This is a genomic window from Paraburkholderia sp. JPY465 (assembly GCF_050436725.1).
Classification (GTDB): Bacteria; Pseudomonadota; Gammaproteobacteria; order Burkholderiales; family Burkholderiaceae; genus Paraburkholderia; species Paraburkholderia youngii.
Genome location: NZ_JBNDMT010000003.1, coordinates 1,351,503 through 1,366,485 on the forward strand (window position 1 = coordinate 1,351,503; position 14,983 = coordinate 1,366,485).

The 14,983-nt window shown below is 65.3% G+C and carries 16 protein-coding genes and 1 pseudogene; 14 read left to right on the forward strand and 3 right to left on the reverse strand.

Going from position 1 to position 14,983, the window contains the following annotated elements:
- The first annotated feature begins 37 nt into the window (after window positions 1–37).
- The 4 genes from QFZ94_RS20825 (at window position 38) to QFZ94_RS20840 (ending at window position 2,587) form a co-directional block, all read left to right on the forward strand.
- Window positions 38–892 (forward strand): potassium channel family protein, encoded by an 855-nt coding sequence (locus tag QFZ94_RS20825; protein ID WP_368586936.1) that lies wholly within the window; start codon window positions 38–40, stop codon window positions 890–892.
- Window positions 893–1,001: 109 nt separating this feature from the next.
- Window positions 1,002–1,277, forward strand: a complete 276-nt coding sequence (locus QFZ94_RS20830; RefSeq protein ID WP_368586937.1) for a DUF1488 domain-containing protein — start codon at window positions 1,002–1,004, stop codon at window positions 1,275–1,277.
- Window positions 1,278–1,409: 132 nt separating this feature from the next.
- Window positions 1,410–1,844 (forward strand): Hsp20/alpha crystallin family protein, encoded by a 435-nt coding sequence (locus QFZ94_RS20835; protein WP_368586938.1) that lies wholly within the window; start codon window positions 1,410–1,412, stop codon window positions 1,842–1,844.
- 50 nt (window positions 1,845–1,894) lie between these two features.
- Window positions 1,895–2,587 carry a BON domain-containing protein gene (locus QFZ94_RS20840; protein ID WP_429459201.1) on the forward strand — a complete coding sequence of 231 codons (693 nt, stop codon included), beginning with the start codon at window positions 1,895–1,897 and terminating at the stop codon, window positions 2,585–2,587.
- A gap of 51 nt (window positions 2,588–2,638) precedes the next feature.
- Here the strand turns inward: QFZ94_RS20840 and QFZ94_RS20845 are convergent, their stop codons facing one another.
- On the reverse strand, window positions 2,639–4,003 hold the full coding sequence (locus QFZ94_RS20845; protein ID WP_429459203.1) for an MBL fold metallo-hydrolase RNA specificity domain-containing protein: 1,365 nt from the start codon (window positions 4,001–4,003) through the stop codon (window positions 2,639–2,641).
- A gap of 227 nt (window positions 4,004–4,230) precedes the next feature.
- Between QFZ94_RS20845 and QFZ94_RS20850 the strand changes: the two genes are divergently transcribed.
- From QFZ94_RS20850 to QFZ94_RS20870, 5 genes are all read left to right on the forward strand, one after another.
- Window positions 4,231–5,163, forward strand: a complete 933-nt coding sequence (locus QFZ94_RS20850; RefSeq protein WP_429459205.1) for a LysR family transcriptional regulator — start codon at window positions 4,231–4,233, stop codon at window positions 5,161–5,163.
- A gap of 120 nt (window positions 5,164–5,283) precedes the next feature.
- Window positions 5,284–6,492 carry a YbfB/YjiJ family MFS transporter gene (locus tag QFZ94_RS20855; RefSeq protein ID WP_429459207.1) on the forward strand — a complete coding sequence of 403 codons (1,209 nt, stop codon included), beginning with the start codon at window positions 5,284–5,286 and terminating at the stop codon, window positions 6,490–6,492.
- Complete coding sequence (locus QFZ94_RS20860) at window positions 6,489–6,668, forward strand: hypothetical protein (RefSeq protein WP_368586943.1); 180 nt, start codon at window positions 6,489–6,491, stop codon at window positions 6,666–6,668. The genes QFZ94_RS20855 and QFZ94_RS20860 overlap by 4 nt, the downstream gene beginning before the upstream one ends.
- A gap of 30 nt (window positions 6,669–6,698) precedes the next feature.
- Window positions 6,699–7,799 carry an NAD(P)H-dependent flavin oxidoreductase gene (locus tag QFZ94_RS20865; protein ID WP_429459209.1) on the forward strand — a complete coding sequence of 367 codons (1,101 nt, stop codon included), beginning with the start codon at window positions 6,699–6,701 and terminating at the stop codon, window positions 7,797–7,799.
- 80 nt (window positions 7,800–7,879) lie between these two features.
- On the forward strand, window positions 7,880–8,833 hold the full coding sequence (locus QFZ94_RS20870; protein WP_429459211.1) for a LysR substrate-binding domain-containing protein: 954 nt from the start codon (window positions 7,880–7,882) through the stop codon (window positions 8,831–8,833).
- 33 nt (window positions 8,834–8,866) lie between these two features.
- Here QFZ94_RS20870 and QFZ94_RS20875 read toward each other — a convergent pair.
- Both QFZ94_RS20875 and QFZ94_RS20880 read right to left on the reverse strand, forming a co-directional pair.
- Window positions 8,867–8,989: pseudogene (locus QFZ94_RS20875) on the reverse strand (3-oxoacyl-ACP reductase); the annotation flags it as partial.
- A gap of 63 nt (window positions 8,990–9,052) precedes the next feature.
- On the reverse strand, window positions 9,053–9,475 hold the full coding sequence (locus QFZ94_RS20880; RefSeq protein WP_410848052.1) for a VOC family protein: 423 nt from the start codon (window positions 9,473–9,475) through the stop codon (window positions 9,053–9,055).
- Window positions 9,476–9,669: 194 nt separating this feature from the next.
- Between QFZ94_RS20880 and QFZ94_RS20885 the strand changes: the two genes are divergently transcribed.
- The 5 genes from QFZ94_RS20885 to QFZ94_RS20905 all read left to right on the forward strand — a co-directional run bounded on the left by QFZ94_RS20885 (window position 9,670) and on the right by QFZ94_RS20905 (window position 14,957).
- Window positions 9,670–9,825, forward strand: a complete 156-nt coding sequence (locus QFZ94_RS20885; RefSeq protein WP_410848053.1) for a hypothetical protein — start codon at window positions 9,670–9,672, stop codon at window positions 9,823–9,825.
- Between the two features lie 117 nt (window positions 9,826–9,942).
- Window positions 9,943–11,505: a DHA2 family efflux MFS transporter permease subunit gene (locus QFZ94_RS20890; RefSeq protein WP_429459213.1), complete on the forward strand. Its 1,563-nt coding sequence runs from the start codon at window positions 9,943–9,945 to the stop codon at window positions 11,503–11,505.
- 106 nt (window positions 11,506–11,611) lie between these two features.
- Window positions 11,612–12,049, forward strand: coding sequence for a MarR family winged helix-turn-helix transcriptional regulator (locus QFZ94_RS20895; RefSeq protein WP_176369334.1), 438 nt, complete (start codon window positions 11,612–11,614; stop codon window positions 12,047–12,049).
- 54 nt (window positions 12,050–12,103) lie between these two features.
- The gene (locus QFZ94_RS20900) at window positions 12,104–13,624 is read left to right on the forward strand and encodes an efflux transporter outer membrane subunit (protein WP_429459215.1); all 1,521 of its coding nucleotides are present in this window, start codon (window positions 12,104–12,106) and stop codon (window positions 13,622–13,624) included.
- Window positions 13,625–13,658: 34 nt separating this feature from the next.
- Complete coding sequence (locus QFZ94_RS20905) at window positions 13,659–14,957, forward strand: HlyD family efflux transporter periplasmic adaptor subunit (protein WP_429459217.1); 1,299 nt, start codon at window positions 13,659–13,661, stop codon at window positions 14,955–14,957.
- The last annotated feature ends 26 nt before the right edge of the window (window positions 14,958–14,983 follow it).

The window sequence follows — 14,983 nt, forward strand, 5'->3', positions numbered from 1 at the left end:
TCGCGCGAAACCCGACAGGCCGCAAGCCATTCGCGCGATGACGGACCACATGATCGACCACGGCCCCGGCGGCTACGGATTGGGCGGTGCAAGCGCGCACGACGGCCCGCGCGCCGTGCGGGCATGGCGCCGCCTGCGCTGGGGGCTGTGCGCGCTGAGCTTCTGCGCGATCCCCGCGTTCTACATCGAACTGACGGTGCCCACTCCGTTTGCACTGATCCTGTCGCGTACCCTGTACCTGGGCATGTTCGCTGGCTTTGCGTTGTCGTTCACCTGGCTGGCCCATCTGAGCAGACGGCCAAAGACGCTGCTCGCAAACAACTGGCTCGACCTGCTCATCGCGTTGGGCGCGGCGCTCAGCACCGGTTTCGGCACGCCGCCGTGGCAGCCGGTCGAATGGCTGCTGCGGCTGTCGTTCATGGGCGTCGTCGCGTTGCGTATCGTGCTGTCATTGCGCGAGTTCGTCACGCCGAACCGTCTGATGTGGCTGCTACTCGCCGGCGCGCTCGTGCTCGCGATGGCCGGTGCCGGCTTTTACTGGCTCGAACCGCACGTGCATTCCTACTCCGAAGGGCTGTGGCTTGCGTTCGAAAGCAGCGCTACGGTCGGCTATGGCGACATCGCGCCGACGACGCCCGCATCGCGCGTGTTCGCTGCATTTGTCGTGCTGCTTGGCTACGGCATGTTGTCTCTGGTCTTCGCGAGCATCGCCGCCGCATTCATCGGCAAGGAAGAGAGGGCGTTGCGGCGTGAGATGCATCGGGATATCAAGCATCTGAACGATGAAATCGTACGCCTGCACGCCGAACTGAAGGCGTTGCGGCAGACGCTCGACGCCGCCGCGCGACGCAGCGACACCGATGCGGACTCCGTGACGCGCACGGGCGAATGACTCCTCGTGCCGACACCGCCGCGGCCGCCTTGACGTACGTCAAATCCGCCGTGAATTGCGTGTTTAAGCTGGAGACGTCGCGGCACTTCATGCCCGTGGGGGCCTCACCATGCATATTTCCTTTCCATCCTGCATGCCCGAATACTGCGCCCGGGATCTGGTGCTGGCGTTTCCGGCGCTCGTCGACGATCGGCCCGTGCAATGCGCGATCACGGCCGAGGCGCTCGAAGATCATTTCGGCGCACGCTCGCTGCGGGAAGACGATCTGGTCCAGGCGTTCCTCGCGCACCGCTATCAGATCGAACAGGCCGCCAGACAACTGCTCGAAGAGGTTGGCGCCAAGCCCGTGCTGCTGCATAGCGGGTTCTTCAGGTTCTCCGCGTGACCCGTCGAGCGGACGCGCTTGACGTGGATCAACGACGCGCCCGCGCGCCCCGCTACGCTGAAGGCATGGTGAGCCCAGCTCGGCTCGGTCGACTGGGCCCGGTCGTGGCCTGCTTATCCTAAGGAGAGTGCAATGAGCAATCTGACGCGTTTTGATCCGCTTTCGCTGGACCCTGTGTCGGAACTGTTCCAGGGTTTCTTCCGGCCGATGCGGTCGATGCTGTCGACCCAGGAGACCGAACTCGCGTCGATGAAGATCGACGTGACGGAAAGCGACGCGGCTTACTCGGTGAAAGCTGAACTGCCCGGCGTGGACAAGAAAGACATTGACGTGCAGATCGACGGGAGCGTCGTGTCGATCAACGCGAAGGTCGAGCGCAACACGGAGGAAAAGGAAGGAGAGCGCGTGATCCGCCGCGAGCGCTACGCCGGGACCTTCAGCCGCTCGTTCTCGCTCGGCGGCGAGGTCGACGAGGCGAACGCGAAAGCCGAGTATAAGGACGGTGTGCTGTCGCTCAGCTTGCCGAAAAAGACGTCCGGTGATCGCAAGCGGCTGACCATCGACTGACACGGCAGGCTGGCGCGCCGTCGCACGGGCTAGTCGCGAGGAGACACCTGGTGAAAACCGACAGACAACTGCAGCGGGAAGTCGAGGAAGAACTCGAATGGGACCCCGCGGTCACCGCGACGGATATCGGCGTGGAGGTGACGAACGGCGTCGTCACGCTGTCGGGCCATCCGCCGAGCTTCGCCGAAAAACTGGCCGCAGAAAAAGCCGCGCAGCGCGTGGCGGGTGTGAAGGCGGTTGCGGTGGACATGCAGGTCCGGCTGCCGAAGCCGGACCAACACAGCGACGAGGACGTGGCGGGCGCGGTCCACGCGATTCTGTACTGGAGCGTCGCCGTGCCCCACGATGCGATCAAGATCCAGGTGGAAAAAGGCTGGGTCACGCTGACGGGTATGGTCGACTGGGCCTACCAGCGCCACATCGTCGCGCGCGCGGTCGGCCAGATGCGCGGCATTCGCGGCCTGACGAACGCGATCGAGGTGCGCCGCAAGGTGGCGACCGACGAGATCAGCAAGAACATCGAAGAAGCGATGCGGCGGCACGCCGAGCGCGAAGTCAGGCACATCGGCGTCGAGGTGAAGGACGGCACGGTCACGCTGACGGGCAAGGTGGGCTCATACGCGGAACGCAAGGTCGTGCGCGGCGTCGCGTGGAGCGCGCCCGGCGTCTGCGCGGTGGTCGACGATCTCGTCGTCGATGCGAGCCCGCCACGCGAACCCATCGGTGACGCAGCCGAACGATAACAGCCACGTTCCCACTCGCGACCGACGATTCCGTTCGACCGTTGCACGGGCCTAAAACTGCCCGAGCTCGACGCTTTGCCCATACACCGGCACCTCGCATGACCAGCCGAGCGTCTCGACGATATGCCGCCGCATCGCATCGGCCGCGGCGGGCTCGCCATGCGTGACGAAGGTGCGAGCGGGCGCGTCGGTCAGACTCCACAGCCAGTTCAGCAACTCGCGGTAATCGGCATGCGCGGATAGCGACGGGATCGATTCGACGTTCGCGCGCACCCGCACGTATTCACCGAACAGTTTGATCGACGGTTCGTGGGCCGCCAGCGCCGCGCCGCGCGTGCCGGCCGCCTGGAAGCCGACCAGCGCGATCGTATTGCGCGGATCGGACGCGTATAAACGCAGGTGATGCAGCACGCGCCCGCCGGTCGCCATGCCGCTGCCCGCGATGATCACCATGGGTCCGTTATGCGACGCGATCGCCTTCGATTGCTCGACGCTTCGGACCATGATCGCGGCCTTGTCGATCGCATTTGCATCGGAGATCGTCAAACGATGTTCGGCGAGATGCCTGCGATACACGTCGGTGACGCTGGTCGCCATCGGACTGTCCAGATAGACGGGCACGTGCGCCATGCGCCCTGTCTCTTTCAGCTTCGCGATGTAGTAAAGGACTTCCTGCGCGCGGCCGACCGCGAAGCACGGCATCACCACCACGCCGCCTTTGGCGAAGGTCCGGCTGAAGATCCGTTCGAGGTCGTCGCGCGGGTTCGAGTCCGGATGCAGGCGATCGCCGTAGGTCGACTCGACGACGAGGTAATCGGCATGCGCGAGCGGCGCGGGCGCACGCATGATCGGGTCGTGGGGGCGGCCCACGTCGCCGGAAAACGCCAGCACCTTGTGATTGCGGCACATGACGACGCTCGCCGCCCCGAGGATGTGCCCCGACGGCAGAAAGCGAAAGCACAGCCCATGCGGCAGGTCGACCGGCGTATCGAAGCGGTGGGGCGCAAGCAGATGCAGCGCGCGCTGCGCGTCGTCCTGCGTGTAGAGCGGCAGCGCCGGCCGATGCTTCGAGAAGCCGTGGCGGTTCGCGAATTCCGCTTCCTCTTCCTGTAGCTTCGCGCTGTCGCGCAGCATGATCTCGCACAGCGCGGCGGTGCCGGGCGTGCAATACACGGGACCGCGAAAGCCGTTTCGCACGAGCAATGGCAGATAGCCGCTGTGGTCGAGATGCGCGTGAGTCAGGAGCACCGCGTCGATCGAGTCGGCGGGCACCGGCAGTGCGGCCCAGTTGCGCAGCCGCAGGTTCTTGAGGCCCTGAAACAGCCCGCAATCGACGAGGATGCGCAAGCCGGGTTCTTCGAGCAGATACTTCGAACCGGTGACGGTCTCGCTCGCACCGAGAAAGGTCAGCTTCATGATTCCTCCGTTGCTCGCGGATGGATGGGACTATTTCAACGGATGTGGGCGCCGTACTCTTGATCTGGATCATCGGTTGCGCAGCGCTCGCCCGAAAACGGTCGAGGACGAAGTGGCGAAACAAACTGCCGCTCTGACGCTTCCCGTATTCCGCTAAGATCGTGCCGGAATTCATCGACCCAAAAGACCGCGGCGCTCCCAAAGCCCAATCTCAAAACCAACACGCAATGGACCGTATCGACGCCATGAAGGTATTCGTCGCCACGCTCGACGAGGGAAGTCTGGCGGGCGCAGGCCGCCGGCTGGGCCGCTCGCCCGCGGCAGTGAGCCGGGCCATCGCGTTTCTGGAAGCGCACACGGGCACGCCGCTGCTACATCGCACCACGCGCACGATCCGGCTCAGCGAAGCGGGCGAGCGCTATGCGCAAGCGTGCCGGCGCATCCTCGCGGATCTCGAGGAGGCGGACCTGCTCGCCGCCGACGAGCGCTCCGCGCCGCGCGGCCTGCTTGGCGTGACGGCGGCGGTGGCGGTGGGCGAAGAGGTGCTGCGCCCGATCGTCGATGCGTTTCTCGATCGCCACCCGCAGGCGTCGATCCGTCTGCACCTGCACGACCGGCCCGTGAGCATCGTCGACGAGGGCATCGACGTCGCGCTGCGCATCGCGCATCTGCAGGACTCGACGCTCGTCGCCATTCCGGTGGGCGAAGTGAGGCGGGTGGTGGTCGCTTCGCCCGACTATCTCGCCACGCATCCGGCCATCGCGATGCCCGCCGATCTCGCCAGCCATCCGATCATCTCGATGACGCATTTCGGGCTCGACTCGTGGAGCTTTCCGGCCGCGCGTCAAACGGCGCTGCCGCAGGTCGTGCGCTTCACGCCGCGCTTGATCGTCAACACGATCCGCGCGGCGCGGGCTTCGGCTGTGGACGGGCACGGCGTCACGCGGCTTTTCTCGTATCACGTGGCCGAACAGGTCAAGGCCGGTGCGCTGAAAATCGTGCTGCGCGACAACGAGCATGCTCCGCTGCCCGTCAATCTGATGACGCCGCAGGGGCGCCTTGCGGTGCCGAAGGTGCGCAGTTTCGTCGATTTCGCCGCGCCACTGCTGCGCGAGTATTTCGAGCGGGCCCAGCAAATCATCGACGCCGATCGACGCTGATTCGATCGCTACGCGGAAGAATGACTTCCACGGCGCGGTGATTCTCTCGGCACGCGACTCGATCTAGACTGCCTTCCATATTCATCAGGTGCTTAACAACACCGATCCATGGGAGTCGTCATGCAGCAAGCCGTCTCGAATCCGGCCGCTTCGGCCGGCTACAACGTCTGGCGAGGCACCCTCGCCGGAGCCAGCGCGAGCCTGATCGGCATTGGTCTCGCGCGTTTTGCCTACACGCCGCTTTTGCCGGCCATCATCGGCGCGCACTGGTTTCCCGCCTCGAGCGCCGCTTATCTGGGCGCGGCGAACCTCGGCGGCTACCTGGCCGGCGCGCTGCTGGCGGGCTCGATGGTGCGAGTGGCGAAACCCGCCACCGTATTGCGCGCGATGATGTTGCTCGTGACCATCGCCTTCGTCGCCTGCGCGGCGCCCGTGTCGTTCCTGTGGTTTTTCGTCTGGCGTCTGGCCTCGGGGCTCGCGGGCGGCGCATTGATGGTGCTCGCCGCGCCGACGATCCTTGCGCACGTGCCGGCGGCGCGCCGGGGCTTCGCGAGCGGCGGCATCTTCACGGGCATCGGACTCGGCATCGCCGCTTCGGGCACGATCGTGCCGATTCTGTTGCACCAGGGGCTCACGTGGACGTGGCTCGGGCTCGCGGCCGTTTCGCTCGTGCTGACCGCCGTGGCGTGGAACGGCTGGCCCGAGCAGGCGGCGCCAGCGCACGCCGCCGCGCATTCGCGCTTCGAAAAAGCGCCTGCGTATCCCCGCGCCGGCCTGCGCGCGCTCTATGCCGAATATGGCCTGAACGCCGTGGGACTCGTGCCGCACATGCTGTTCCTCGTCGATTTCGTCGCGCGCGGGCTCGGCCGGGGCGTCGATGCGGGCGCCGAGTTCTGGGTGCTGTACGGCCTGGGCGCGATCGTCGGGCCGCTCGCGGCGGGGCATCTCGCCGATCGCGCGGGGTTCGGCCGCGCGTTGCGTGTCGCGTTTCTGGTGCAGGCCGTTGCGGTCGCGATTCCGGCCGCGGGCTTATTCGGGCCGGCGGGGCTGATGGTGTCCGCCTTTATCGTGGGTGCGTTCACGCCGGGCATCGTGCCGCTGGCGCTCGGTCGCGTGAACGAGTTGCTCGTGCACCATCCGTCCGCCGTCAAGGACGCCTGGAGCCGCGCGACGACGAGCTTCGCCGTGATGCAGGCGCTGGCGGCCTACGGTCTTTCGTTCGTGTTCTCTTCGAGCGGCGGCAATTATCCGGTGCTCTACGCGATTGGCGCGGTGGCGCTTCTGTTCGCACTCGCCGTCGATCTGTTCGCCGCGCGCAGCGCCAAATGAATGCGACGGTTTCATCTGCACCGGCGATCGGTATGGTCCTGGCGATGCCGTCGATCGGCGTGGCGCACAATGTTGACGAGCGGGTCGCGCTGCGTCCGATCGCCCGCGGTGGCCTCGCGCGCCGGCGCACGGCCACGCTGGAACCTGGCAAGCTGGCAAGCCGGCAGGTACATTGAACCTTTTAACGCATCGGTGGGAAAGGGAACATGAGCACTCAAACGAACAATCGGGCGTTATTGCGCACGCTTGGCATCCACAAGCCGATCATTCAGGCGCCGATGGCCGGCGTCACCACGCCGGCGCTCGCCGCCGCGGTGTCGAACGCGGGCGGTCTGGGCTCGCTCGGCGTTGCCGCGATGAACGTCGAGAACGCGCGCCGGGCGATCCACCAGACCCGCGAGCTAACGACGAAACCGTTCAACATCAACGTGTTCTGCCATCGCCCGGCCACCCCCGATGCGGCCGTCGAGCGTGCATGGCTCGCCTGGCTCGAACCGGTGTTCCGGCAATACGGCGCGACGCCGCCGCAAGCGCTCTCCGAGATCTACACGAGCTTCGTCGTCGACACCGCGATGCAGGCGATGCTGCTCGCGGAGAAGCCGGCCGTCGTCAGCTTCCATTTCGGCTTGCCGCCCGATGCGGTGATCGCGCAACTGAAGCACGCGGGCATCCGTTTGCTCGCGAGCGCGACCAATCTCGACGAAGCGGCGGCGGCCGTCGAAGCAGGCGTCGATGCGATCGTCGCGCAGGGCATCGAGGCGGGCGGTCATCGCGGCATATTCGACACGACCTCGCGTGACGAGCGCCTCGGCACGTTCGCATTGACGCGTCTGCTGGCGAGCGAGTTCGACCTGCCCGTGATCGCGGCGGGCGGCATCATGGACGGCGCCGGCATCGCGGCCGCGCTCGCGCTGGGCGCGCAGGCGGCGCAAATGGGCACGGCCTTCGTCGCGTGCCCGGAAACCTCGATCGACGACGCTTATCGCAGCGCGTTGCTCAGCGATGCGGCGCGCTCGACTACATTGACGTCTGCCATTTCGGGGCGCCTCGCGCGCAGCATCGTCAATCGCTTCACGGCGCTCGGCGAGGACCCGAAAGCTCCGCAAACGCCTTCCTATCCGATCACCTACGACGCGGGCAAAGCGCTCAATGCAGCCGCCAAGGCCAAGGGTGAGTCCGGCTACGGCGCGCAATGGGCGGGCCAGGCCGCGCCGCTTGCGCGTTCGATGCCCGCCGGCGAACTGATCGCGCAACTCGAACGTGAAACGCGTGAAAGTATCGAGCGGCTGCAATCGGTGTGGAGCTGAGCAGTCTGGTTTTCATGCCTCGCATCGATCGAAGACATCGGCACGCATCCCTCGCAACAAAAATACAAACGGAGACAGGCATGCAACGCAAATTCGACGATCTGCTGCTGGGCAGCATCGAGCTTTTCTGTCTCGCGGCGGAGCTCGGAAGCTTTACGCTCGCGGCCAACGCCGCGAGTGTGACGCCGGCGGCCGTGAGCCGCTCTGTGGCGCGGCTCGAGGAACGGCTCGGTGTGCGCCTGTTCGTGCGCACGACGCGCCAGATCCGTCTGACCGACGCGGGGCGGCGCTACTTCGAGCAGTGCCGTCAGACGTTGTCGCAACTGACGGACGCCGAGCGCGAAGTGACGGGCGAACAGACCACGCCGGCCGGCGTGCTGCGCATCAGCATGCCGACGCCGTATGGGCACTATCGCGTGTTGCCGTTGCTGCCGGCGTTTCGCGAGCGCTATCCGCAAGTTCAGGTGGAGACGCACCTGAGCAACCGCAACATCGACTTCGCGGACGAAGGTTTCGATCTCGCGATACGCGGACGCGCACCGGCCGATTCGAACCTGGTCGCGCGCAAGCTCGAAGATGCGGAGATGGTCGTGGTGGCGACGCCGGCCTATCTGAAGCGCGCGGGGGTGCCGAAAACCGTCGAGGACCTGCAGACCCACGAGTGCATCCAGTTCGAAATGCCGAGCAGCGGGCGTCATCTCGCGTGGACCTTCGAGGGCTCCGCTGAAAATGGCGACGTGCTGACGAGGGGAAGCTATGGAACCTCGGGCGATGCGCTCGCCGGCGTGACGCTCGCGCGTGCCGGCGCGGGTCTCTTTCAGACGTATCGCTTCGTCGTGGCAGACGACCTGCGCGAAGGTCGGCTGGTGGAAGTGTTGCGCGAAGCGGGCGGGCGCACGCGGCCATTCATCCTGCTGTATCCGCACGCTCGCTATCTGACTTCGCGCGTGCGGGCGTTCGTCGAATTTCTGATCGAGCAGTTGGCCAAACCCACGATACCCCCAGTGACCGCGCCGCGCACGCGCGCACACTGAGTGGCGCGTGCGCCTTCATCGCATGGCCGGCTTAGGCGACACCGCGTTGGCGCGAATGCCGCGCTTCGCATACTCGAGTGCGAGCGAGCCGATCGCGGCGGCGAGGCCGCCCTTGGTCAGCGAGGCCAGCACGGAAGGCACGCCGCCGATCGCGTGACAGTTGCGAGCCGCAGGAACAAGCGGTGAGTGATCGCGCTTCGGTCTAGCGCGCGCCCGCGTTCACGATGCCTGGGTTCGCGGGTCGTGATCGAACTCGAGTCTGATGCCACCCGGCTCGTACAACATCGTGTGGCGTTTGGGGCCGCCACCGAGTTCTTCGGGCGTGAATTCGACTTTGACGCCCGGCCATGCGGACACGCGCGCGAACACATCCTTCAGTGCTTCCTCGCTGCCCACGCGCAACGCAAGATGATGCAGTCCGACGTTGACCTTGCGATCGAATTCGACGAGACGGCTTGGGTCAGTGACCTGCCAGAGCGTCAACACTACATGTCCGTCCGATACAAATGCCGCCGGATAGGCCGGCCTTTCGCCCACCTGCTTCCAGCCCAGACACTTCACGAAGAAGTCGCGTGTGAGGTTCAGATCGCGGACGGTGAGTCCGACGTGATCGATACCCAGGGTAAGCGGCTTGTCAGCCATCGTTCTGTCCTCCTCAGAGCGCGCGGGCAGCGCGCGAATCCGTGCCGGAGAAAACAAAGCCCCGAGGAAATCGGAGCGATTGTCGCCGGCAGCTCAATTCAGTTTTACACCATGCAGTACAGACGGCGAGGAAATCCGCTTGCCTGAATCTGCAAAGTCAAATATATTGAAGTCAGATATTGCGGAGGCGATCGATGGACGATTCGATCAACGACGAGTTCGAGCGGACGCAGAAGCTGGTGTCCGTGCTGGGGCAGGCGCGTCAGCTGATTGCCAGCGAACTCAGGGCAGGGCTCGCGAATGGAGCGAGCGGCTTTCGCGTTTCTCGAAGTCGGACTTCGACGCGTTGAGCCTGCTTCTTTCAAGATTGCTCGACCGCCAAGGCGGCATTTTTTTAATCATTTATCTGACATTGCAGATAATCGCCCGACACTGAGGGGCGCTTCGAACCGAGACGAGGCCGCAACATGAATCCATCGACCAACCCGGGCGCGCCAGCGCAACTGACCGGCGCGAAGTTTGCGTTAGGCACGTTTGCCGTAGCGCTCGCCACTTTTATGAACGTGCTCGATTCGTCGATCGCCAACGTCGCGATTCCAACGCTGTCCGGCAACCTCGGCGTGTCGATCGACGAAGGCACATGGGTCATCACGCTGTTTGCCGCGGCCAACGCGGTGTCGATTCCGTTGACGGGTTGGCTCACGCAGCGCATCGGCCAGGTCAAGCTGTTCGTCTGGGCGATCCTGCTGTTCGTGCTGTCATCGGCGGCGTGCGGACTCGCTCCGAACCTGCTGGTGCTGCTGGTTGCCCGCGTCGTGCAGGGCGCGGTGGCAGGGCCGCTAGTGCCGTTGTCGCAGGCCATGCTGCTCGCGTCGTTTGCGAAGGAAAAAAGCTCGAACGCGCTGGCGCTATGGGCGATGACGGCGACCGTCGGACCGATCGCGGGTCCGGCGCTCGGCGGCTGGATCACCGACAGCTACAGCTGGTCGTGGATTTTCTACATCAACGTGCCGGTGGGCCTGTTTGCCGCGGGCGCGATCTGGGCGATCTACCGCGATCGCGAGACGCCGGCCCGCAAACTCCCGATCGACAAGGTCGGCCTGATCTCGCTGATCGCATGGGTCGCACCGCTGCAGATCATGCTCGACAAGGGCCGCGACCTCGACTGGTTCAGCTCGCCGGTGATCTGGGCGCTGATGATCGTCGCCGTGGTCAGCTTCCTGTTCTTCCTGATCTGGGAATTGACCGAAGAAAAGCCGATCGTCAACCTGCGGCTTTTCGCCAGACGCAACTTCCTCGGCGGCACGATTGCGATTTCGGTCGCCTACGCGATCTTCTTCGCCAATCTCGTGATCCTGCCGCAGTGGATTCAGGGCTTCCTCGGTTACCGGGCGGTGGACGCGGGGCTCGTGACCGCGCCGCTCGGCATTTTCGCCGTGATCCTCGCGCCGGTGATGGGCAAGATCATGCCGCGCTCGGACATGCGGGTGCTCGCCACGCTCGCGTTCGTCGGATTCGCCGGGGTGTTCTTCATGCGCTCGAACTACACGACCGGCATCGACGCGTGGACGCTCGTGCTGCCCACGTTGCTGCAGGGCATTCCGACCGCGCTGTTCTTCACGCCGCTCACCGCGATCATCCTGTCGGGGCTGAAGCCGGAGGAGATTCCGGCGGCGGCGGGTCTGTCCAACTTCGTGCGCATTTTTGCGGGAGCGGTGGGCACTTCGCTGATGAGCAACGCATGGAGCGACCGGACGATCCTGCACCATGCGCGACTTGCCGAGCACAGCAGCGTGGAGGACCCTGGTTTTTCCGGCGCGATCGCGCACCTGCAGGCGGCGTTGGACGCGGGCATTCCCAAGGCCACGGCGTTTTACGAAGCCTCGCTGAACGCGCAGGCGACGATGCTGGGCCTGAACGACATCTTCTGGATCTCGGCGCTGATCTTTATCGTCATCATCCCGCTGATCTGGGTGACGAAGCCGACCAAAGGCGGTGCCGCGGGCGCGGCAGCCGCCGGCGGACATTGAACCCGATTGGGCAACCCGGTTGGAGCGGAAAATCAAACACACCATCCTCTTCTTGATCTTATCTGATACTGCAGATATTGTGCAAATCAACGAGGAGGAGGCCGCCATGGACCACTACACGACGAAGAACTTCATGCTTACAGAGAGTATTGGCTTCAGGCTCGTCAAGGCGCGCAACGTCGTCGTCGCGGAAATGGACGCGGCGCTCAAGGACCTCGACATCAACGGCCAGCAGATGGGTATCCTGCTTTCGCTGAAGCAGGGTGTGGCAACCACGCCTTTCGAGCTGTCGAAGCTGCTCGGAATCGACACCGGCCTGATGACGCGGATGCTGGACAAGCTGGAATCGAAGGGGCTGCTGGAACGTTCGCGCGACCCGCAAGATCGCCGCGTAGTCAATCTGACCTTGACCGCGGAAGGGCAGAAAACCGCCGCGCGGATTCCGGAAGTCGCACCGCATGTGTTGAACGCCCGCTTGCGCAAATTCACGAAGGCCGAGTTTGCGGAGCTGGACCGCCTGCTTCGCAAGTTCACAGGCGATTGAGCGGCGCGGCCGTGGGCCGCGTTTTTTTCACTCATTAATCTGATTTATCAGAAAATGAAAACGCAGACTTCGAAGGCAAACACCGTCATCCGTTCGCTGAAGGTCGGTGTTTCGGTGATCTCTTTCGCGGTGCTGGCAGCATGTGCAAACTATGCGGGCATCCACAGCGACAAGCAGATCGATCAACCCCAACAGCTGGAAACGTCGCGGAGCCTGCCGCAAGAGCAGGGGCATTGGCCATCCGCCGACTGGGTCGACCAGTTCGGCGATGGGCAACTGAAGGCTTTGATCGCCGAGGCGCTGCAAGGCAGCCCGACGCTCGAGCAGGCGCGCGCCCGAGTCGCGCAGGCGCAAGCCTATAGCGAAACGGCGAAGGCGAACACGCTGCCGCGCGTCGATGCGTCGTACACGCTGACGCGCCAGCAATTCAGCAGCACCGCGTTGATTCCGCCGCCATACGCCGGCTCCTGGCAGACCGAGAACAAGGGGCTGCTCACCGCTTCCGACGATCTCGACCTGTGGGGCAAGAACCGCGAGGCGCTGCGCGCAGCTGTCTCGGAGGCGTCCGCGAGCGAGGCCGACGCGGAAGTCGTCCGGCTCACGCTCGACACCTCGATCGCCCGCACCTACAACGAGCTGGCGCGGCTCTACGCTTTGCGCGACATCGCGCAGCAGGAAGTCGCGCGGCGCGAGCAGATCGAGCGCATCACCGCGGGCCGTATCGCAAACGGACTCGATACCGAAGTGGAGCGCAAGACGGCCGAGGCGAATCTGTCGACGAGCCGCGCTCGCGTCAGCGCGCTCGACGGCAGCATCCTGAGCAGCCGCTATCAACTGGCGGCGCTGCTTGGCAAGGGTCCCGACCGCGGACTCGCGATCACGCAGCCGACCCTCGGCGTCGGCGACGACGTACGTCTGCCGGACAACCTGCCGGCCGATCTGCTGAGCCGGCGGCCCGACATCGTCGCGGCGCGCTGGCGCGTCGACGCGATCACGCACGAAGTGAAGGAAGCGAAGGCCGAGTTCTATCCCGACATCAACCTGAGCGCCGCGATCGGCCTCGACGCGTTCGGCTTCGGCCGTTTCCTGAGCGCCGCGAGCCGCACCGCGTCGGTGGGCCCGGCGATCCATCTGCCGATCTTCGATGCGGGCGAGCTGCGCGCGCAGTTGAAGGGCCGCTACGCCGAGTTCGACTATGCGGTGGCGACCTACAACCAGACGCTGATCGGCGCGCTGAGCGGCGTGGCCACGCAGATCGCGCAGATCCGCTCGAGCGACGCGCAGCTCGGCGATGCGCTGGCCGCGCAGCAGGCCGCGAGCGATGCGGATCGTCTGGCGACCACGCAATACAAGGCCGGCCTGACCAATCAGCTGACCGTGCTCAATGCCGACGTCACCGCGCTGAACGCCGACGAGGCGATCGCCAATCTGAAGATGAACCGTCGCGACCAGCAGATCCAGCTCGCGTCGGCGTTGGGCGGCGGCTATGTCGATACGTCGGCGCAAACCGACCCTCACGCGGATGTCGCCGCCGCATCCACCAGTCAAGTCAAATCCGCGGTTGCCGCGCGTTGAACGGCACGTCGGGAAACCTGTCAGGAGAACTGCAATGAGCGATTCGATCACGACCGACCGCGAACTGGCGGATCAGGAAGACGAACGCAAGAGCGGCGCGCAAGCGCCCGCCACGCCCGAAGGCGACAACAAGGCCACGCCGCCGGCACGCCGCAAGCGCCTGATCGCGCTGCTCGGAGCCGCGGTGTTGCTCGGGAGCGCGGCCTACGGCGCTTACTACTTCACCGAGGGCCGCTATCACGAAGAGACCGACGACGCGTACGTCAGCGGCAATCTCGTGCAACTGACGCCGCAGGTCACTGGCACGGTGATCGCCGTCAACACCGACGACACGCAAATCGTGAAGCAAGGCGACCCCGTCGTCACGCTCGATCCGGCCGATGCCAAACTCGCGCTCGCCGATGCCGAAGCGCAGCTCGGCCAGACCGTGCGTCGCGTGAGCGGCCTGTATGTCAACAACGACTTCTACGCGGCGAACGTCGCGCAGCGCGAAGCCGATCTGAACCGCGCGCGCGACGACCTGCATCGACGCGAGGCCGTCGCCGATACCGGCGCCGTGTCCGCCGAAGACATCGCGCACGCCCGCGACGCGGTCAGCGTCGCGCAGGCCGCGCTCGACGCCGCGCGCCAGCAGGGCGAAGCCAATCACGCGCTGACCGACCGCACCACGGTCGAGCAGCACCCGGACGTGCAGGCCGCCGCCGCGAAAGTGCGGACCGCGTGGCTCGCCTATGCGCGCGATACCTTGCCGGCGCCGGTGACCGGCTATGTCGCGCAACGCCGGGTTCAGGTCGGCCAGCGCGTCGCGCCCGGCACGCCGCTGATGGCGATCGTGCCGCTCGACGGCGTGTGGGTCGACGCGAACTTCAAGGAAGTGCAGCTCAAGCACATGCGGATTGGCCAGCGGGTCACGCTGAGCTCGGACGTCTACGGCAGAGGCGCCAGGTATCACGGGCGGATCGAGGGCTTCTCAGCAGGCACGGGCAGCGCGTTCGCGACGCTGCCGGCGCAGAACGCCACCGGCAACTGGATCAAGATCGTGCAGCGTCTGCCGGTGCGCATCGCGCTCGATCCGGCCGAGCTGGCCGCGCATCCGCTGCGTATCGGCCTGTCGATGACGGTCGATGCCGATACGCGCGACCAATCCGGTTCGCAGCTGGGCGCAGCGCGGAACACGCGCTACAGCACCGATGTTTTCGGACAATACGATGCTCAGGCCGACGCCGAGATCGACAAGATCATCAAGCAAAACCAAATGGTCTCGCGCGCGATGGCGGCGCAACCGCAACCGCAACGCGTGGCGACGCATCAGCGCAAGGCGAACGCAGGTTGATCCGATTCAGGGAGAGCTTGCGGCGA